This is a genomic window from Streptomyces sp. NPDC059534, from assembly GCF_042743475.1.
Lineage (GTDB): Bacteria > Actinomycetota > Actinomycetes > Streptomycetales > Streptomycetaceae > Streptomyces.
The window spans coordinates 21,759-40,292 of record NZ_JBHWAQ010000035.1; the positions used below are offsets into that span (position 1 = coordinate 21,759).

The window sequence follows — 18,534 nt, forward strand, 5'->3', positions numbered from 1 at the left end:
GCCGGCCCCTTTCGGTTTTTCAGCGGTTGAACCCGCAATCTGAAAGATGCCTCTCATCAGGCATTTCTTTAGCGTGAATTGCATGCCATCCGTCCCCCTCATCGAAAAGGGTTAGACACATGCCTCGACCGTGGAATTCCGAATGCGATGTGATCTCGTGAAGATCCTCGTCACCGGCGGAGCCGGATTCATCGGCTCGCATTACGTGCGGACCATGCTCGACGGGGGGTACCCGGGCTACGAGGACGCGCACGTCACCGTCCTCGACCTGCTGACGTACGCGGGCAACCGCGACAACCTCCCCGCCGCCCACCCGCGGCTCACCTTCGTCCGGGGCGACATCCTCGACCGGGAGCTGCTGCGCTCGGTCCTCGAAGGCCAGGACGCGGTGGTGCACTTCGCCGCCGAGAGCCATGTCGACCGGTCCATCCAGAGCGGCGCCGCGTTCGTCCGCACCAACGTGGAGGGCACGCAGGCCGTCCTCGAGGCCGCCCTGGCGGCCGGCGTCGAGCGGGTGGTCCACGTCTCGACGGACGAGGTGTACGGCTCCATCGACGAGGGATTCTGGACCGAGGAGTCCCCCCTCCTGCCCAACTCCCCGTACGCCGCCTCCAAGGCCGCGTCCGACCTCGTCGCCCTCGCCTACTTCCGTACGCACCGGCTGAACGTCTCCGTCACCCGCTGCTCCAACAACTACGGGCCGTACCAGCACCCCGAGAAGTTCATCCCGCTCGCCGTCACCAACCTCCTCGAAGGACGGCGCATCCCCGTCTACGGCGACGGACAGCAGATCCGCGAGTGGCTGCACGTGGACGACCACTGCCGCGCCATCCAGCGGGTGCTCACCGCGGGCCGGGCCGGCGAGGCGTACAACATCGGCTCCGGCTCGTCCGTGCCGAACCTGACGCTGGCCCACCGGCTCGTCGAACTCTGCGGCGTGGACCCGGACATGATCGACCACGTCGCCGACCGCAAGGCGCACGACCGGCGCTACGCCCTCGACCAGACGAAGATCGAGGAGGAGCTCGGCCACCGGCCGCTCACCTCCTTCGACGAGGGCCTGGCGGCCACCGTCGCCTGGTACCGCAACAACCCGCAGTGGTGGAAGCCCGTCAAGGAGAGCGGTGGTCGGCCGTGACCGTGGAGACACGACTGGTCCCGCGTCACCGGGCCGGCATATCCGAGCGCCTCGCCCTGTCCGCTGCGACGGCCGAGGGCGTCCACATCGCGACGTCCGAGGTCCCCGGCTGGCTGGAGTTCCACCGGGTGACCTGCGGGACGGCGATCCGCCGCATCCCCTTCGCCGAGCTCGACCACTGGTCCTTCGCCCCGGACACCGGCGACCTGCGGCACAGCAGCGGCAAGTTCTTCACCGTCGAGGGCCTGCACGCCGTCCGGCCGGAGGGCGCCTGGCAACAGCCGATCATCGTCCAGCCGGAGATCGGCATCCTCGGCATCCTGGCCAAGGAGTTCGACGGCGTCCTCCACTTCCTCATGCAGGCGAAGATGGAGCCGGGCAACCCGAACCTGGTGCAGCTCTCCCCCACCGTGCAGGCCACCCGCAGCAATTACACGAAGGCCCACGGCGGGGCGGAGGTGAAGTACCTGGAGCACTTCCTCACCCCGGACCGGGAGCGGGTGCTCACCGACGTCCTGCAGTCCGAGCACGGCGCCTGGTTCTACCGGAAGCGCAACCGCAACATGATCGTCGAGGTGACCGGCGACGTCCCGGCCGACGAGGACTTCCGCTGGCTCACCCTCGGCCAGATCGTGGCCATGCTCCGCCTCGACAACGTGGTGAACATGGACGCCCGGACCGTCCTGGCCAGCGCCCCGATGGCCCCGTCCGAGATCGGGGCGCTGACGTCCGACGCCGACCTGCTCGCCTGGTTCACGGGCGAGCGGGCGCGCCAGGACATCCACACCCGCCGCATGCCGCTGCGGGAGATCTCCGGCTGGCGCCGCGACGACCATTCCGTCCGCCGCGAGGACGGTCGGTTCTTCCAGGTGGTGGCGGTCTCCGTGGAGGGCGCGGGCCGCGAGGTCGCCGGCTGGACCCAGCCGATCATCGAACCGGTCGGACAGGGCATCGTCGCCTTCGCCCGCCGCGTGTTCGACGGCGTCCCGCACGTCCTCGTGCACGCGCGCGTCGAGGGCGGCTTCCTCGACACCGCCGAGCTCGCGCCGACCGTGCAGTACGTCCCCGAGAACTACGCCCATCTGCCGGCGGAGCACCGCCCGCCGTTCCTGGACGCGATCCTCGGCGCCTCGCCCGACCGCGTCCGCTACTCCACGGTCCACTCCGAGGAGGGCGGCCGGTTCCTCAACGCCGAGAGCCGCTATCTGATCGTCGACACCGACGAGGACACGACACCGGCCGCGGCGCCCCCGGGATACCACTGGGTCACCGCCGGACAGCTGAACTGGCTCGCCGGACACAGCCGTTACGTCAACGTCCAGGCCCGCACCCTGCTCGCCGTGCTCACCACGAACGCGGCCGGCCGCGCCCCGCTCTCCTTCTGACCCCGGGAAAAGCATCAGGCCCTGTTCGGTGGAATCTCCACCGGACAGGGCCTGATTGCGAATGCCTGGAAACGAAACGAGTCAGTGGGAAGCCGAGGGCTGCGCCTGTGCCTGAGCGAGCCGGGACGTCATCGGGGTCCACTTCTTGGGGTTGATGCGCCAGTCGACCGGCTCCTGCTTGGTGGCGACGTTGACGCGGTTCCACAGGTTGACCAGACCGATGTGGAGGACGATCGCGCCGAGTTCGACCTCGTTCCAGTGCTTGGCGGCCTCCTCCCAGACCTCGTCCGAGACCGGGTCCTCCCGGTCGTTGATGCGGGTGGCGGCCTCGGCAAGGGCGAGGCAGGAGCGCTCGGCGTCGGTGAAGCAGTCCTGCTCGCGCCAGGTCTCCACGACCGGCAGACGGTGGTCCTCCTCCCCGGCGGCCTCGAACTCGGCCTGCTTCTTCGGGATCTGCACCGGGCGGCCGTTGATCTGGCTCACCCGCAGGTGGATGAGGACGAGGGTCTTCAACGGCACACCGACGCTGTTGACGGCCTTGACCAGTGCACGCATGGGCGGCAGAACATCGGGAACGACCAGCGACGGGTTAGGCATCCGCGGCGACATCTGTAATTCTCCTTCGGATCGGGATCAGATAACAGCTTGCCCACCGGGCAGCCTTTTCTCAAGTATTCCGAATTTCGACGGATCAGTTGCTTTTCCGGCTTCCGGCGGCTTGTACAAGTGCTTCGTGGAGCCGGGTGTCGGGAGTGTGTCCGGCCTCCCATTGCACGCCGATCGCAAAAGGGTGGTCCGTGACTTCGACGGCTTCGACGGTGCCGTCCTGGGCCCGTGCGGTGACGGTGAGACCGGCACCGAGCCGGTCCACCGCCTGGTGGTGGTGGCAGGCCGTCTCCGGCTCGTCCTCGTCGAGGACGCCGGCGATCCGGCTGCCCGGCGTGAGCTTCAGCGGGTGGCGGCCGAGCGTGAACGAGGGCGTCCGCGGCTGGTGCTCGTCGTGACCCGTGATCTCGGGCAGGTGCTGGTGGAGGCTGCCGCCGTGCAGCACGTTGAGCAGCTGCATCCCGCGGCAGATGGCGAGGACCGGCAGTCCGACCTCAAGTGCCGACCTGACCAAGGCCAGTTCGGCCCGGTCGGCGTCGGGGCTCATGGCCCGCGTCACCGGGTGGGCGGTCTCACCGTACAGCGCCGGATCCAGGTCCGGGCCGCCCGGGACCAGCAGGCCGTCGATCCGGTCGACCAGGCTCTCGGCGCCGGGCAGCAGCGGGAGCAGCACGGGCGTGGCACCGGCGGCGGACAGGTAGGACACGTGTGCCTGGAGGGCGAGACTGACCAGCATGTCGCTGCCCTGGAGCGTGACCGGCGCGGTCCGCGCGCAGATCCCGATGACCGGCCGGCCGGCGGCGGGCGCCGGGCCGTTCACGTCTGAATTCATGACCACCCTCATGGGTTCCGTGGGTTCCGTGGCTTCCCTCGATTGGTGTTCAACTGAGGAAATCGAGCAGATGGAACAACCGCCGACTCGGAAGGACGGCACGGTCAAAATTGCCACGGACGGGAAACGGAGGCCATCGTTCAATACCGGCCCCGTAGGGGCCTACTGAACAGAATGCAACCCTGGTACCAAGGTGGGTGGGGATTATTGCATCCCCGGCTAATCTCTCGCAGCCCAGTAGACCGAGGTAACCCATGATCGAAGCCAAGAACCTCACCAAACGCTACGGTGACAAGACCGCCGTGAACGATTTGTCGTTCACGGTCGAGCCCGGTCGCGTCACCGGCTTCCTGGGCCCCAACGGCGCGGGGAAGTCCACCACCATGAGACTTCTCCTCGGCCTGGACCGGCCCGACGGGGGCTCGGCGACCGTCGACGGCATGCGCTACAGCGACCTTCCGCAGCCGATGCGGGTGGTCGGCGCGCTTCTGGAGGCCCGCGCCGTCCACACCGGCCGCAGCGCCTACGACCACCTGCTCTGCCTCGCCCAGACCCAGGGATTCGGCAGACGCCGGGTCGACGAGGTCATCGACCAGGTCGGCCTGACGCCGGTGGCCCGCAAGCGGGCCGGCGGCTTCTCGCTCGGCATGGGACAGCGGCTCGGCATCGCCGCCGCGCTGCTCGGCGACCCCGCCGCGCTGGTCCTGGACGAGCCGGTCAACGGCCTGGACCCCGAGGGCATCCTCTGGATCCGGAACCTGATGAAGTCCCTGGCGGCCGAGGGCCGCGCCGTCTTCGTCTCCAGCCACCTGATGAACGAGATGGCCGTCACGGCCGACCACCTCATCGTCATCGGGCGCGGCCGGCTCGTCGCGGACTGCTCCACCCAGGAGTTCATCGAGCGCAGCACCGAGCAGTCCGTCCTCATCAAGACCCCCGACCGGGAACGGCTCTCCGCACTCCTGAAGAGCCACGGGGGCACCGTCACCGAAACCGAGGAGGGCGACCTGGACGTCGTCGGCATCGAAGCACCGCGCATCGCCGAACTCGCCGCCGCCGACGGCCTGGTGCTGCACGAACTGTCCACGCGCCGCGGTTCGCTCGAGGACGCCTTCATGGAACTGACCAAGGACGCCGTCGAGTACGACGCCGGCGTGCGCACCGCCGGAGGTGTGAAGTGACCGCCGCGACCGCATCCGCGACCGTCCCCGTCGCGGGCGCCCACAAGCCGACCTTCGGGCGACTGATGCTGTCGGAGTGGACGAAGATCCGCTCCGTCCGCTCCACGGTCTGGTCGCTCGCGATCCTGGTCGTGGTCACCCTGATCTTCACGGCGCTCTTCATCCAGATGGGCGTCGCGAACTGGGACAAGACCGACCCGGCGCAGCAGGCCGCCATGCGCCTGGACCCGACCGGCACCATCCTCGGCAGCGGCATCCTGATCGGCCAGCTCGCGGTCTGCGTGCTGGGCGCGATGGTCATGGCGTCCGAGTACTCCACCGGCATGATCCGTGCCAGTCTGCTCGCGGTGCCCAAGCGGGTGCCGGTGCTCCTGGCCAAGGCCGCCGTCTTCGGTCTCCTCGTCCTCGCCATGGGCGAAGTGACCGCGTTCGGCTCGTTCTTCATCGGCGCGCCGATGCTCGACGGCAAGGCGCCCGTCGCGCTCGGCGACCCCGGCGTGCTGCGGGCCGTCGTCGGCTGCGGGTTCTACCTGTCGCTGCTGGGCCTGTTCGCGCTCGCCGTCGGTGCGATCATCCGCCACACGGCGGCGAGCATCACCGGTGTCATCGCGTTCGTCCTGGTGCTCGCGCCGATGGCCAGGCTGCTGCCCGGTACCGTCGGGGAGCACGTGCACGCCTACCTCCCCACCGAGGCCGGGTTCCTCGTCACCCAGCAGCACTCCCGCGTGGACGACCTGCTCGGCCCGTGGCAGGGCCTCGGGGTGCTCGCGCTCTGGACCGCCGTCCTGCTCGCCGTCGCGGCCGTACTGCTGCGTCGCAGGGACGCCTGACCCCTCCCGAACACCGCGGGTGCCCGCCGATACAGGCGGGCACCCGCGGTGTCGTGTTTCCAGGCGGCGTCCAGCTTTCCTCGACTGGGCCTGAAGACCCTCCTGCGACGCTCGACGGCAGCGGCAGCAGAAAGGGAGTGAAGGGAATGGCTCAGAGCAGTGGGCAGGCCGTCTTGATCACGAGTGCATTCAGCCCCGTCAGAACGGAGAGCGCCGAAGCAGCGACCCGCAGCGAATTCGATCTCAAGAATTTCGAGAAACTGCCGGCACGCGACGTACCCGTCAGCGCGCTGTCGCCCGGCGTCTCCCTGCGCCAGAGCGGTACGGACGCCGCTCACATCCAGCTTCTCGTCGACGCGGCGGGGTCGGCGGAACTGCCGCCCATTCTGGTCCAGATGGACGGCTACCGCATCATCGACGGTCTGCACCGCCTGGAGGCCGCCCGGCTCCGGGGTGACGTCAGCATCAAGGCGCGCTTCCTCGACTGTTCGAATTCCGAGGCGCTCGTCATCGCCATGAAGGCGAACGGCTCGCACGGACTCCCGCTGTCGAAGGCCGACCGGGTGTCCGGGGCGCAGCGCGTCCTGAGTTCCCACCCCGACTGGTCCGACCGGGCCATCGCCGGCATCACCGGGCTGAGCGCCAAGACGATCGCGTCGCTGCGCGACCGGTCGTCGGACGGGGCGCCGCTCGACGGCAAGCGCATCGGCCGGGACGGCAGGCGGCGTCCGGTGGACGCCGGCGAGGGCAGGCGGCGCGCCGCCGAGTACATCACCGCCCACCCCAACGCCCCGCTGCGTCAGGTCGCCCGGGAGACCGACGTGTCGCTGGGCACGGTCCACGACGTCAGCGCGCGGCTCCGCCGCGGCGACAGCCCCGAGCGGGACGGGGGGCGCCAGGCGCCCGTCGCCCGGCCGGAACCGGTACAGCCCGTGCGGTCGGTGCAGTCCGTACGGTCCGTACAGGCCATCCCGGCCGTGCAGTCGGTGCCGACCGTACGGCAGACGGTGCGGCACCCCGGCGAGGTGACGCGGCCCGTCGGCCCGGCGGCGTGCGGCACGGCCCGGGGACCGCTGCGGGTGGCCCCGCATCCCGACGCCGCGCCGGCCCCGCGCAGGAACCACACCGAGGCGCCGCCCGCGTGGGCGACGGTGGCGGCCAAGATGGCCACCGACCCCGCCATCCGGTACAACGCGGGCGGCCGGGAGTTCCTCCGCTGGATGCAGCTGCACGCCACCGATCCCGACGAGGACTGGCGCGAGCTCGTCGACGCCGTCCCGCCGCACTGGCTCGGTGTCATCGCGCCGATCGCCGAGCGCATCAGCCGGGAGTGGAGCCTCCTGGCCGAGCAGCTCAAGACCAAGCAGGACATGGTGCCCTGATCCCGCTCCCCCTGCTCACGAGGCCGTCGGCGCCGGTGCCGCGGACGCCACCCTGAGGTGGCCCGCGGCCTGGCGCCGTCCGCCGGGCTCCTGCGCCGGATTGACGGAGGCGCACCCCGGGTGGGGTACGACGTCGGCCGGGGGTTCGAGCTCCGGGAGCGCCAGCAGGACCGGCGGGTCGGCGGGCCGGGCCGGGCGCAGCCGGACGGCCGCACTGGTGACGGTGTCGGCGGTGACGGTCACGGTCTTCGGTCCGTGCCCTCCGACGAGCGGGGCCCGTGACGCGCCGGGTTCGGGCCCGAGGCCGTCGGCGACGGCCACGGCGAGCAGGTACCAGCTGCCCTCGGGGACGTTCTTCAGCGAGTAGCAGGACGGCCGTCCGCTGGGTACGTCGATGACGCCCGAGGCGACCGACGGGTGCTGGACGATCGGCGTGCCGAAGGCCCCGAGGAACACCCGGGCGTTGCCGTGGCCGGCGGGCAGGCTGATGGTGCCCGCGATCGTCCCGAACCCGGTCCACGCCGTCGGCTCGGGTCCCGGCAGGCCGTCCCCGCCGTCCCGCGCGAGCCGGCGGAACCGGCTGGGTGAGACGCCGACGCTGGCCGTGAAGGAATTGGTGAAGGAACCCAGGCTGTTGTAACCGACCGCGTAGGAGATATCGGTGATGCTCATCGAGGTGGTCTCGATGAGCCGCTTCGCCTGGTAGATACGGATCGCGGCCAGGAATCTGCCGGGCGTGAGCCCGGTCTCTTCTTTGAACAGCCGCGTGAAATAGAAACGGCTGAGCAGAGCGCTTTCGGCGATCTCCGTGAGGGTCAGCGGTTCGCCGTAACGCTCCCGGATGCACTCGATCGCCCTTTCTACTGCTGTATCCATATGCACCTCACTACGTGTCGACCCACGCAGCAGTGTGGCCCGCGGTTATCGCGCTCGGCTCGCGTATCGCTAGTGAACCGGTCGAGTTTTGTTCACCGGATTTGCGGCGGACCCGCGGCTTCCTGTTGGCTGGCGGCGGGACATCTGTCCGCACGTACGAGAACACCCGTGCCCCGGCTGGGAAAGCCGGGGCACGGGTGTTCTGCGTGAAGGCGGAGGATCAGCGGACGGGGCGGTTCAGCCGCACCCGGACGAGGGTGGTCTCCACACCGCTGTCGACGAGACGGCCGGCCGCGTCGAAGGCCGCGGGGCCGTCGGTCATGCCGAAGTCGTTGTCGTTGAGCAGGACCAGTGTCGAGGAGCCTTCGAGGGCGATCCCCTCGATCTTCCCGGGGACGCCGGGGACCGTGTTCAGGTCGACGACCAGGCGCTTGGCGAGGACCGGGACGTCGGCGGCGCCCTGGTCGTCCAGCTGCTCCAGGGTGGGGGTGGCGGCGGTGTCCCAGGCGGAGCCGAGGATGTCGGAGCCGCGGCGCAGGCGCACCTCGTGGACGCGGGCGGACTTGTCGGTGCGCTCCTGGACGAGGAGGCGGTCGCCGCCGAGCGCGACGAGCGCGGAGATCTTCAGCTCGGAGGTCTTGGTCTGGCCGGGCTCGACGTCGCCCACGGCGTCGAAGCGGTAGGCGTACTCGGCGGTGACCCGGTTCTTCCGGGGCGAGAACCGCAGCAGCCGCGTGGTGCGGGAGTTCTCCCCCGCGACCTTGTCCGGGTTGAGCAGCGGGCTCTGCAGCGCCATGACCAGATCGCCGTCGGGGAGCAGCGCGAGCCCCTCGAAGCCGCGGTTGACCTTGCGCTGGAGGTAGATCGACGGCAGCGACTCGACGACCGGGTAGTCGGCGCCGGTCAGGCCGAGCCCCCGGGGGACGTGCCGGGCGAGCACCCGGCCCTGCGCGGACACGTGGACCAGCGAGGGGCCGTACTCGTCCACCAGCCAGAAGCTGCCGTCCCGGTCCCGCACGAGGCCCTCGGTGTCCAGGCCGTTCGGGTCGTACCCGAGGGGGGTGGAGGCGTCGTAGGTGTACGGGGCCTCGTCGCGGCCCGGCTGGTTGGGCAGTCCGGTGACGGGGGCGCCGGAGGCGGTGGTGAGCGGGATCGACTTCAGGACCTGGATCCGGCCGCCGACGGCGCGGATCTTCACGATGGCCGGGTCGAAGCCGGGCACGGGGAAGGTACGCCGCTTGTCCTTGCCGACGGCTATCTGCCCGTTGGGGCCGCGGTCGGTCACGGTCCAGTACTCGCCGCGCCGTTCGGCCGGGTACAGGTCGCTGCCGATGCCGCCGAGGTCGACGCCCCGGTCGTCCCGGACGCTGCCGGGCAGCAGCCCGTTGCTGAAGGCGGCCAGCGGGATGTCGGGCAGGGTCGCGGTGGAGACGACCCGGGCGGTGGCGGGCCCGTGGTGCGCCGGCGCCGCGTCGGCCGTCCCCACGACCACCGGGAGCGCGAGCGCGACGGCGAGCGGAAGGACGACGGCGGCGGGCCGGCGCAGGAGGCGCGGATTCATCAGAACTCCCTGGAGTGCGTGGAAAGTCGCCGGTGAGGGCGGCCCCATGGTCCAGTCCTGCACGCAACTCCGGGCAACGCGTTCACGACACCCGGGCGAGCCCTGGGTGAACGCGCGTGTGCGACCTAGTAGCGGTCGAGGATGAGCCGGGTCTTCAGGATGTCGCCGTGGTAGAGCCAGCCGTTGGCCTCGGCGACGGAGATGGCGTCCGCGTGGAGGTCGGCGGCGTCGGCGTACGAGTCGGTCTTGAAGGACAGCTCGACGACGTACTCCGTACCGGTGCCGCCCGCTCCGACGACCGGGAGCACCTCGATGCTCGCGTCGTCGGAGGCACCCCAGGCGCCGCCGTACACCTTGGCGGTCACCGGGCCGTGGACGCGGGAGGTCTGGAGGGTGGTCTTGCCCCAGCCGGTGCTGCCCCAGTTCTCCAACTTGCCGGGGATGTCGTTGACGAGCCAGGTGCGGCCGGTGGTGTTCGTCGGCATCGCGGTGCCGGAGTAGCCGCTCGCGCTGTGGCTCTTCTCGGTGCTGAAGCTGAGGGTCTGCTTGGCGTAGCCCCAGTCGACCTCGGCGTCGTAGTTGGTGTCGGAGCTGTCGAAGCCGGCGGCGTTGGCCGTGGTGAGCGCGGCGTTGATGTCGCCGCCGGTGACCGGGAACCGCTTCTTGTAGGTCTCCTCGAACGACGACCCGCTCTTGTGCCGCAGCCGTACGCTCCACCCCTCGGCGTCGAGCGCCAGGCCGTCGGTGTCGTAGTAGCCGTACGAGCGCGCCTTCGCGGAACCGGTGATGCCGAAGGCCGACTTCACCGCCGAGGTCGGCGCGTGCGCCGAGTCGAGCGCCGCCGCCGTGAGGTTGATCTTCACCTCGTAGGTGGGAACGGCGTTGGAGGCGGCGTGCGCCGGGGAGGCGGGCGCGAGGAGCGCGACGGCGGCGGCGAGGGCGACGGCGGACGCGGCGGCGGCCGGGCGGCCGGCCCGGGAGGTGAAGGTCATGCGCCGATCCTCACGACCCCGGGTGAGGGCCGCGTGACCCCTCGACGTGCCCCCGGTGAACCGGCGGCGTCCAGCGCGCCTCGGCGGAACCTCCTCAGCGCAGCAGCAGGTTCACGCCCACGTCCGGCGGGACGGCCTCGCGGACCGGGGTGCTGCCGGGGCCGGGCAGGCGCATGCCGGGGATCGGGAGGGGGGTGGTGCGGTGGAGGAGGACGGTGCCGTCCTGCCGCCGGACCTCCGTGTAGCCGTGGGCGAGGAGGAGCCGGACCCGCTGCCGCTGGTCGTCGGTGGACGCGAACGGGAAGGTGCGGTCCTCGGTGCGGAGGAGGACCCAGTCGGCGCCGCGGGGAGTGGCGTCGGCGATGACGACGTGGGTGCGGGCGGTCAGGCGGGGGGCGATGGTGTTGTCGGCCTCCACCGTGGCGCCGTCGGGGATGAGTTCGGCCGCCGCGGCGAGCGGGCGCTTGTCCGGCGAGGGCTGCCAGGAGCCGGGGCGGACGAGGAGGCCGAGGCCGAGGGTGACGGCCGCCGCCGAGGAGAGGGCGACGGCGGCGGCCGCCCAGCGGCGGACGAGGGCCCGGTCGCGTGCGCGGTGCAGCCTGGCCGCCGTCTCCAGGGCGGCGGTGACCAGGATCGGCCACAGGAAGGCGTCGTAGTGGTTGATCACCGGCCAGTGGTTGGGGTTGTCGGAGAGGACCCGTTCGGCGAGCAGCGGCAGGGCGAGGAGGAACGTCGGGGAGCCGAGCGGGAGGAGGGCGAGGCTGCCCAGGATCCAGGCCGCCATGGCGACCTTCACGAACGGGGTGACGGCGACCTGGAGCAGGATCCAGGGGGCGGTGAGGACGTGGGACAGCGCGGCGCCGGGGTCGGCGCCGAGGCGCCCGTACGACCAGTAGTAGCCCTCTGGTCCGCCCATCGCCGGGATGAACCAGCAGATGGCGAGGGCGGAGACCAGCGGCCCGGCGACGGCGAGGACCGCCCCGGTGGCCCGGCCCGCGCGGTGGCCGGCTCGGTGCGCGCGGACCGCGAGGACGAGGCCGAACGCCCCGGCCACGAGCCCCATGTCCTCCTTCGCCGTGCACAGCAGCGCGGCCCAGCAGGCCGCCGCGCCGTACCGGTGGGCGAGCCCGCGCTCCAGCATGAGGAGGGTGAACGGCACCGCGAAGGCCACCTCGTGGAAGCCGTTGTACGAGGCGTCGAGGAGCGGCCAGCCCAGCGCGTACACGAGACCGCCGAGGTCGGCGGCCCGGCGGACGACGTGCGGCGCGGCGCCGGCGAAGGCGTGCCGGGCGATGCGCCGCACCACCGGCACCCCGGCCGCGAACAGCGCCGCCTGGGCGAGGAGGAGGACCCGGGGGTCGTCCCGGATCCAGTACAGCGGTGCGAGGAGGGCGAGCGCCGGTGTGAAGTGGTCGCCCAGGAGGGAGAAGCCCGGCGGGAACTCGTGGTGCGTGTTCTTGATCGGCGACCGGGGCAACTCGAAGTGCGCGTACGCCCGCACCGCCTGGTCGAAGATGCCGAGGTCGAACCCGGTGAGCCGCAGCGCGGTCCAGGACTGCAACCCGAGCCCGAAGCAGACGGCGAAGCAGAGCAGCGTGAGCGCGACGCCCCGGCCGCGCCCCCCGGCCCTCCCCGGCCCGCCGGTCTCCCCCGGCCCCGTGGTCTCCGCCGGCCCCGCGGTCTCCGCCGGTCCGCGGGTCTCCGCCGGTTCCGCCACCGCGGTCCCCCGCGGTCCCGGTATCCGGGTCGACAGGTGTGTCGGTGTGCGTGTCGGTATGTGCGCAGGTGTGCCTGTCGATGCTGCCCCCATGGCCATGACCCTACGCTGCGTGTCCGTCGCGTCGGGCAGGCAGAATCGGGCCATGGCGATCACCGCGCGCACCCTCAACCGCTCCACCCTCGCCCGGCAGTTGCTCCTCGACCGCGAGCCGCTCGACGTCGGGGACGCCGTACGGCGGGTGGTGGCCCTCCAGGCCCAGCAACCGGGTTCGCCCTACGTGGCGTTGTGGAACCGCGTCGCGGGATTCGACCCGGTGGCGCTCGACGGGGCCGTGGGCGACTTCGCGTTGGTCAGGTCGACCCTGATGCGGCTGACGCTGCACCTGGTGCACGTCGAGGACTACCGCGCGTTCCGCGAGGCCATGGAGCCGACCGTGCGCGGCTCCCGGCTGCACGATCCCCGGTTCAAGGCGGCGGGGTTCACTGCCGACGACGCCGACGCCCTCCTTCCCGACCTCCTCGCGTACGCCGAACAGGCCAGGACCGGGGCGGAGATGAAGGCACGCCTGGAGGCGGGCAACGGCGGGCCGGTGGAGTCGGTGGTCTGGCGGATGATCCGGCAGTACGCCCCGCTGTGGCACGCGCCGACGGGCCTCCCGTGGTCGTTCGGCACCGCGCAGTCCTTCGTCACGGCGAGCGACCGCCCGGCGCTCGCCGACCCCGAGGCGTCGGCCGCGGGCCTGGCCGTCCTGATCCGCCGCTACCTGGAGGGCTTCGGCCCCGCGTCGGTCGCCGACATGGCGCAGTTCACGCTGGCCCCCAAGGGCTCGGTGCGGAAGGCCGTGGAGTCCCTCGGCGGCGCGCTCGACCGGCTGGAGGGCCCGGACGGCACGGTCCTCCACGACGTGCCCGGAACCGCCCTGCCCGACGAGGACACCCCCGCACCGCCCCGGCTGATGGCCATGTGGGACAGCGTCCTCCTGGCGTACGCGGACCGCGGCCGGATCATCCCGCCCGCCTACCGCAAGCACGTGATCCGCGTGAACGGCGACGCCCTCCCGACGCTCCTCGTCGACGGGTACGTGGCCGGCGTCTGGCGCCCGGTCCCCGGCGGGATCGAGGCGTCGGCCTTCCACCCGCTCCCCACCGACGCCTGGGAGGCCCTCGCGTCCGAGGCCGCGGCGCTCGGCCGCCTCCTCGCCGACCGGGACCCGCACGTCTACCGCCGCTACGACCACTGGTGGGTCAAGGGCCTGCCGACGGTCGAGTCCCGTGTCCTGCCGGCCGCCTGAGCCGCACCCGGCTCACAGCAGCCCGGCCGTCCGGACTCCCAGCCACGCGGCGCCGAGTCCGGCGGCCAGGCTCCCGGCCACGTTCAGCACCGCGAACCTCCTCGCCCCGTCCTCGTACAGCCTCAGCGTCTCGTACGAGAAGGTCGAGTACGTCGTCAGCGCCCCGCACAGCCCCGTGCCCAGCAGCAGGTGGAGGCGGCCGGAGCCGACGCCGGTGAGCAGCCCGAGCACGAACGAGCCGACGACGTTCACGAGGAACGTGCCCCAGGGGAAGGCCGAGCGCTGCCGGGCCCTGACCGCACGGTCCGTCAGATAGCGCAGCGGAGCGCCGACGGCCGCTCCGGCGACGACGAGCAGCCAGTTCACCCGCGCCCCGCCCCCGTCCGCGCAGGTGACCGTGCGGCCCTGGTGGCCGCGGTTCCCGCCCACACGGCGGCGAGGGAGGTGAGCGCGGTCCCGCCGAGATAGAGCAGACCGCGCGCGGGGTCGCCCGCGTCGAGCAGCCGCTCGGTGTCGAGGGCGTACGTGGAGAAGGTGGTGAACCCGCCGCAGAAACCGGGCCCGAGGAACGGGCGCAGCAGCGGGTGCGGGGGCGTGTCCCCCTCCGTGAGGAGGACCATCAGCACGCCGAGCAGCGCGCAGCCGGTCGCGTTGACGGTCAACGTCGTCCAGGGGAAGGCCCCGTCGGGGGTGGGCCAGGCGAGCGCGAGGCCGTAACGGGCGCACGCGCCGAGGGCGCCGCCGGCGGCGACCGCCGCGACGACCGGCAGCTCCGCGCGCAGTCCCATGCGCCCAGGGTACGAAGCGGGCGCCGAGGCGAGGCGCACAGGCACGGATCCCGGCCTGGGGCATTAACCGGATTCCGGCCCGTGCGGCCTCGCTCTGCGATGGTCCGGCCACTCCCTGCTACGGGTCAAAGCGGGTCCGGTGAGTCTGTCAGATCCCCCGAGCGGTGTCCGGGGCACACCGCGAGGGTGTCCGCGACCCGTTCCCGAGCCCGGCCGCGAGGCCCGCGCGAGGGCCACGGGGACCGCTCCGACCTGCGGTGACGCCCGGGGAGGTGGTCCGGCCACCATCCGGCGGCCGATTCGGGTGCCGGGTACACCTCGTGCCCGGGGGCGGTGACGGGCGACGGTGGTGGGGCAGCGGGAGGGAGCTGCGCAACCTTCGGGCAGGAGTGTCGTGAGTACATCCGTCGCAATCAAGCGCAGGGCCACCACCGGGACCGTCACCCCGGCGGCGTCGCTGGGCGTCGTCCGGTCCGCCGGCGCGGCCGGCTCGGACGGGGACGTCCACGCCGAGCTGTGCAGCACGCTCTTCGCCGGCTTCCCGCGCCGCGACCAGCGCCTGAAGGCCGAGCAGTACCTGCACGGCCTGCTGACCGCGCAGGGCCGCAAGTCGATCCGGAACATCGCCGCCCAGATAGGCGGGCCGGCGGCCGAGCAGAGCCTGCACCACTTCGTCTCCAGCTCCACCTGGGACTGGCAGCCCATGCGGGCGTCGCTCGCCCGCTACCTGGAGCGCAACAGCTGCCCGCAGGCGTGGGTCGTGCGGCCGATGCCGATCCCGAAGGCGGGCGAGCACTCGGTCGGCGTGGACCGGCGCTTCGACCCGGAGCGGGGGCAGGTCTTCCACGGCCAGCAGGCGTTCGGCGTGTGGCTCGCGAGCGACGAGCTGAGCGTGCCGGTGAACTGGCGCCTGTTCCTGCCGGACGAGTGGGTCAACGACCGCACGCGGCGCGACCGGGCGGAGGTTCCGCAGGAGGCGGGCGAGGAGACCCTGGAGGAGTGCGCGGTCGCCGCGGCGCTCGACACGGCCCGCTGGCCCGACGTCACCCGCAAGCCGGTGCTCCTCGACATCCGCGGCGGCGCGGGACGGGCGGCCCTGACCCGGCTCGCCGCGGCCGGGCTGCCGGTCGTGGCCCGCATCAACCCGGGCTCCCGGATGGCGATCGCCGACCGGTCGCTGCCCGGCTTCGGGGCGGGCCCGCTGTCCGCCCTGCAGATCCTGGAGTCGCTCAAGGGGCTGCGCAGGCCGGTGAGCTGGGTGGACACTGTGGCCGGCGCGCGGACCTCGCGGACCTCCCTCGCCATCGCCGTCCGGGTGGCGCTGCCCGCGCCGGGCGGGGAGCGCATGCGGCCGCTGGTGCTGCTCGGCGAGTGGGACGACCCGCGGCGTCCTCCGGCCCGGGTGTGGGTCAGCGATCTGACCAACTCGCCGGTCGGCTCGCTGGTGCGGCTGACGAAGCTCGCGCGCCGGGTGGAGCGGGACTTCGTCGAGGTCGGCGAGGGGGCGGGGCTCCGCGACTTCGTGGGCCGTTCGTTCCGCGGCTGGCACCGGCACATCACGCTGGCCTCCGCGGCCCACGCGGCGACGGTCCTGTCCACCGGCTGGCAGGCGGCCTACGACGCCGAGTACGGCTCGGGGCGCACGGCCAGCTGACGGGCCACGCGCCTCCGGACCCGGCCGGATCCCCGGCCGCTCCCCCGGCCGCGCTCCCGGTCCCGCTCCCGCTCCCCGGCGCGTGCCACCCCGCAGGATCCTTCCCCGCGACCGCGACGCGACCGCCCCGGTCCGCCCCAACGGGCCGGGCGGCGGTCAGGTGGTGCGGTCCTGGGGGGCCTGCGGGCGGGACGGGTCCGCCGCGGCGCGCCCCTGGGCGAGGACCTCGCGGGTGCGCTGGAGCCGCAGCGCGAGCTGGACCTCCAGGACCTGGCCGGGCTTCTGCCACTCGGGGCCGAGGAGTTCGCCGATCCGCTCCAGCCGGCGCGAGACCGTGTTGGGGTGGACGTGCAGTGCCTCGGCCGCGTTGGTGGGGCTGCCGCCGGAGGCGAAGTACGCCTCCATGGTGCGGGTGAGGTCGGTCAGCCGCTCGGCGTCGTAGTCGAGTACGGGGCCGATCGCCGTCTCGACGAAGCCCTCGACGTCGTGGTCGTCGGAGAGCAGCAGTCCCAGGAAGCCGAGGTCCTGCACCGAGGCCGCCGAGCCGGTCCCGCCCAGCGCGCTCATGGCGTCCAGGCAGCGCCCGGCCTCCTGGTGCATGCGCCCGACGCCGTCCGGACTCCAGCCGGGTCCGGCGGCGGCGACCGAGACGGGGTGGCCGAGCAGCGGGGACAGTTCGGCGGCGACGGCCTTGGCCGCGGCCGAGGCGTCGATGCCGGGGAGCAGCAGCACGATGCAGCCGCCCTGCACGGTCTTGAGGCCGGAGAGGCGATAGGCGTACGAGGACGCCCACACCACCGCCCGGCCCTGCTCGCCGCCCTCCGGCCGGGCCACCACGAGGACGTGCGGTTTGCGCAGGTCGACGCCGAGACGGCGGGCCCGTTGGGCGATCTGCTGCGGCGCGTGCGGCGGGTCGGCGATGAGGTCGTCGAGGAGTTCGTCGCGGACGGGGCCTTCGGCGACGGCCGTGGAGCGCCGCATGAGGAGGAGGAAGGCGACGGCCTGGGCGGCGAGTTCGAGGAGCCGCTCGTCCTCGCCGGTGAGTCCGCTGGCGGCGCGGACGACGAGACCGCCGAGGTCCTCGGAGCCGGCGATGACGGGGGCGACCCAGGTGTCGTCGTCGGCGAGGACGGGGCGGCGGCGGGCGTGCGCGTCGAGGGACGCCTTCGCGACGGCCTCCTCGTCGAGGCCGGGGATGTCGCCGGCGGTGGCCAGGCAGCGGCCGCCCGGGTCGCGGATCGTCACGGTCGCGTCGAGCGCGTCGGCGGCCGCCTTGGCCACGTTGCACAGGTCGCCGCCGGACAGGACGAGGTTCATGATGCGGCCGTGGGTCTCGCTGACGTGCCGCATGCGGGTGAGGCTGGTGCGGACCCGGGAGCTGTCCCGTTCGAGTTCGGAGACCTCGGCCCGCGTCCGGTCGAGGAGCCCGGCCTTGTCGACGGCGAGGGCGGCCAGGTCGGCGAGCGCGGCGAGGAGGCCGACCTCCTCCGGGGTGTGGTCGCGGACCCGCCGGTCCGCTCCGTGCAGGGCGCCGATGACGGTGTCGCCGCTGCGCAGCGGCGCGGCCATCATCGCGTGCAGTCCCTCGGCCCGCAGGGCCGTTTCGGCGGCCTCGTCGAAGGCGGGCGCGTGGACGCCGGCGTCGAGGGAGCCGGAGGGCGCGAAGCGTTCGTCGGCGAGGTAGTCGGGGGTCCAGACGGGCTCGCCGTGGAGCTGGACGGCGCCGCCGAGCCCGTACCCCTCGGCGATCTTGAGCCCGGGGGCGAGGCGCGGCCCGCCGGCGCGGTCGGTGCCGGCGCGGGAGCCCTCGGTGGTGTGGACGTAGCAGGCGCCGTGCGGGCCGCGCAGGGTCACGTACGCCAGGTCGAGGCCGAGCAGCCGCCGGGCGCGGCGGGTGATGACGCGCAGCAGGCTGTCGAGGTCGTACGAGAAGGTCAGGTCGCGGGCCGTGTCGGTGAGGGTGGCGAGGCCGGCCTCGCGGCGGGCGTCGTGCTCGCGTCCGGCGTGGATCCGGCCGGCCAGTTCGACGGCCCGTTCCAGGCGGGCCAGCCCGGCGCCGTCGAGGCCGGTCAGGCGGGCGTCGTCGAGGAGGGCCTCGAAGCGGGCGGGCGGGGCCTGCCCGGCGACCAGTTCCAGGACCGTGAGCAGCGCGTCGGCACCACCGGCTCCGTCCGCGCCGTTCAAGGTCATGGCCCCACCCCCGTAGTCGAGCGAAATCGGGCACCTCGGAGGAAACCCGTACTGCTCGCCGAAGTTAATTCGGCTTCGGGAGTCGGTCAACGGTGACCTGCCGCACTT

At 72.5% G+C, this 18,534-nt stretch carries 16 protein-coding genes; 7 read left to right on the top strand and 9 right to left on the bottom strand.

The genetic code is table 11. The features are described from left to right. Positions 1 to 157: 157 nt before the first annotated feature. Entirely contained in the window at positions 158 to 1,138 is a 981-nt protein-coding gene (rfbB, locus tag ACFVZH_RS31755; protein ID WP_384902821.1) for a dTDP-glucose 4,6-dehydratase, read from the top strand. Then, positions 1,135 to 2,523 (top strand): NDP-hexose 2,3-dehydratase family protein, encoded by a 1,389-nt coding sequence (locus ACFVZH_RS31760; protein ID WP_384902744.1) that lies wholly within the window; start codon positions 1,135 to 1,137, stop codon positions 2,521 to 2,523. The genes rfbB and ACFVZH_RS31760 overlap by 4 nt, the downstream gene beginning before the upstream one ends. Before the next feature lie 81 nt (positions 2,524 to 2,604). On the opposite strand, the gene ACFVZH_RS31765 is transcribed toward ACFVZH_RS31760, so the two are convergent. Then, positions 2,605 to 3,078, bottom strand: a complete 474-nt coding sequence (locus tag ACFVZH_RS31765) for a carboxymuconolactone decarboxylase family protein (RefSeq protein ID WP_384902746.1) — start codon at positions 3,076 to 3,078, stop codon at positions 2,605 to 2,607. 136 nt (positions 3,079 to 3,214) lie between these two features. Continuing rightward, a complete protein-coding gene (locus ACFVZH_RS31770; RefSeq protein WP_384902748.1) occupies positions 3,215 to 3,961 on the bottom strand; it encodes a gamma-glutamyl-gamma-aminobutyrate hydrolase family protein in 747 nt (248 codons plus the stop codon). 254 nt (positions 3,962 to 4,215) lie between these two features. Here ACFVZH_RS31770 and ACFVZH_RS31775 point away from each other — a divergent pair, with 254 nt between their 5' ends. From ACFVZH_RS31775 to ACFVZH_RS31785, 3 genes are all read left to right on the top strand, one after another. Continuing rightward, positions 4,216 to 5,142, top strand: a complete 927-nt coding sequence (locus tag ACFVZH_RS31775; protein ID WP_384902750.1) for an ABC transporter ATP-binding protein — start codon at positions 4,216 to 4,218, stop codon at positions 5,140 to 5,142. After that, positions 5,139 to 5,972: an ABC transporter permease gene (locus ACFVZH_RS31780; RefSeq protein WP_384902752.1), complete on the top strand. Its 834-nt coding sequence runs from the start codon at positions 5,139 to 5,141 to the stop codon at positions 5,970 to 5,972. The genes ACFVZH_RS31775 and ACFVZH_RS31780 overlap by 4 nt, the downstream gene beginning before the upstream one ends. A 146-nt stretch (positions 5,973 to 6,118) precedes the next feature. After that, entirely contained in the window at positions 6,119 to 7,354 is a 1,236-nt protein-coding gene (locus ACFVZH_RS31785; protein ID WP_384902754.1) for a ParB N-terminal domain-containing protein, read from the top strand. Between the two features lie 15 nt (positions 7,355 to 7,369). Here the strand turns inward: ACFVZH_RS31785 and ACFVZH_RS31790 are convergent, their stop codons facing one another. The 4 genes from ACFVZH_RS31790 to ACFVZH_RS31805 form a co-directional block, all read right to left on the bottom strand. Next, positions 7,370 to 8,230, bottom strand: coding sequence for a helix-turn-helix domain-containing protein (locus ACFVZH_RS31790; protein ID WP_384902756.1), 861 nt, complete (start codon positions 8,228 to 8,230; stop codon positions 7,370 to 7,372). Between the two features lie 220 nt (positions 8,231 to 8,450). After that, positions 8,451 to 9,791, bottom strand: a complete 1,341-nt coding sequence (locus ACFVZH_RS31795) for an esterase-like activity of phytase family protein (RefSeq protein WP_384902758.1) — start codon at positions 9,789 to 9,791, stop codon at positions 8,451 to 8,453. Positions 9,792 to 9,916: 125 nt separating this feature from the next. Then, the gene (locus tag ACFVZH_RS31800; RefSeq protein ID WP_384902760.1) at positions 9,917 to 10,783 is read right to left on the bottom strand and encodes a hypothetical protein; all 867 of its coding nucleotides are present in this window, start codon (positions 10,781 to 10,783) and stop codon (positions 9,917 to 9,919) included. Positions 10,784 to 10,877: 94 nt separating this feature from the next. Next, on the bottom strand, positions 10,878 to 12,500 hold the full coding sequence (locus ACFVZH_RS31805) for a DUF2079 domain-containing protein (RefSeq protein WP_384902762.1): 1,623 nt from the start codon (positions 12,498 to 12,500) through the stop codon (positions 10,878 to 10,880). Positions 12,501 to 12,645: 145 nt separating this feature from the next. On the opposite strand from ACFVZH_RS31805, the gene ACFVZH_RS31810 reads away from it, so the two are divergent. Beyond that, positions 12,646 to 13,794 carry a winged helix DNA-binding domain-containing protein gene (locus ACFVZH_RS31810; RefSeq protein WP_384902764.1) on the top strand — a complete coding sequence of 383 codons (1,149 nt, stop codon included), beginning with the start codon at positions 12,646 to 12,648 and terminating at the stop codon, positions 13,792 to 13,794. A gap of 12 nt (positions 13,795 to 13,806) precedes the next feature. Here the strand turns inward: ACFVZH_RS31810 and crcB (ACFVZH_RS31815) are convergent, their stop codons facing one another. Both crcB (ACFVZH_RS31815) and crcB (ACFVZH_RS31820) read right to left on the bottom strand, forming a co-directional pair. Next, complete coding sequence (gene crcB / locus ACFVZH_RS31815; protein ID WP_384902766.1) at positions 13,807 to 14,160, bottom strand: fluoride efflux transporter CrcB; 354 nt, start codon at positions 14,158 to 14,160, stop codon at positions 13,807 to 13,809. Continuing rightward, positions 14,157 to 14,582, bottom strand: coding sequence for a fluoride efflux transporter CrcB (gene crcB, locus ACFVZH_RS31820; protein WP_384902768.1), 426 nt, complete (start codon positions 14,580 to 14,582; stop codon positions 14,157 to 14,159). Before crcB (ACFVZH_RS31820) ends, crcB (ACFVZH_RS31815) begins: the two co-directional genes overlap by 4 nt. Before the next feature lie 394 nt (positions 14,583 to 14,976). Here crcB (ACFVZH_RS31820) and ACFVZH_RS31825 point away from each other — a divergent pair, with 394 nt between their 5' ends. Beyond that, entirely contained in the window at positions 14,977 to 16,236 is a 1,260-nt protein-coding gene (locus ACFVZH_RS31825; RefSeq protein ID WP_384902770.1) for an IS701 family transposase, read from the top strand. A 156-nt stretch (positions 16,237 to 16,392) separates the two neighbouring features. Here ACFVZH_RS31825 and ACFVZH_RS31830 read toward each other — a convergent pair whose 3' ends face one another. Then, complete coding sequence (locus ACFVZH_RS31830) at positions 16,393 to 18,426, bottom strand: helix-turn-helix domain-containing protein (RefSeq protein ID WP_384902771.1); 2,034 nt, start codon at positions 18,424 to 18,426, stop codon at positions 16,393 to 16,395. Positions 18,427 to 18,534 lie beyond the last annotated feature (108 nt).

What these genes read in the sequence shown, in the direction of transcription:
- ACFVZH_RS31765 (WP_384902746.1), bottom strand. Translation starts at nt 3,078, where the DNA reads ATGCGTGCACTGGTCAAGGCCGTCAACAGCGTCGGTGTGCCGTTGAAG.
- ACFVZH_RS31770 (WP_384902748.1), bottom strand. Translation starts at nt 3,961, where the DNA reads ATGAATTCAGACGTGAACGGCCCGGCGCCCGCCGCCGGCCGGCCGGTC.
- ACFVZH_RS31775 (WP_384902750.1), top strand. Translation starts at nt 4,216, where the DNA reads ATGATCGAAGCCAAGAACCTCACCAAACGCTACGGTGACAAGACCGCC.
- ACFVZH_RS31785 (WP_384902754.1), top strand. Translation starts at nt 6,119, where the DNA reads ATGGCTCAGAGCAGTGGGCAGGCCGTCTTGATCACGAGTGCATTCAGC.
- ACFVZH_RS31790 (WP_384902756.1), bottom strand. Translation starts at nt 8,230, where the DNA reads ATGGATACAGCAGTAGAAAGGGCGATCGAGTGCATCCGGGAGCGTTAC.
- ACFVZH_RS31795 (WP_384902758.1), bottom strand. Translation starts at nt 9,791, where the DNA reads ATGAATCCGCGCCTCCTGCGCCGGCCCGCCGCCGTCGTCCTTCCGCTC.
- ACFVZH_RS31800 (WP_384902760.1), bottom strand. Translation starts at nt 10,783, where the DNA reads ATGACCTTCACCTCCCGGGCCGGCCGCCCGGCCGCCGCCGCGTCCGCC.
- ACFVZH_RS31810 (WP_384902764.1), top strand. Translation starts at nt 12,646, where the DNA reads ATGGCGATCACCGCGCGCACCCTCAACCGCTCCACCCTCGCCCGGCAG.
- crcB (WP_384902768.1), bottom strand. Translation starts at nt 14,582, where the DNA reads ATGGGACTGCGCGCGGAGCTGCCGGTCGTCGCGGCGGTCGCCGCCGGC.
- ACFVZH_RS31830 (WP_384902771.1), bottom strand. Translation starts at nt 18,426, where the DNA reads ATGACCTTGAACGGCGCGGACGGAGCCGGTGGTGCCGACGCGCTGCTC.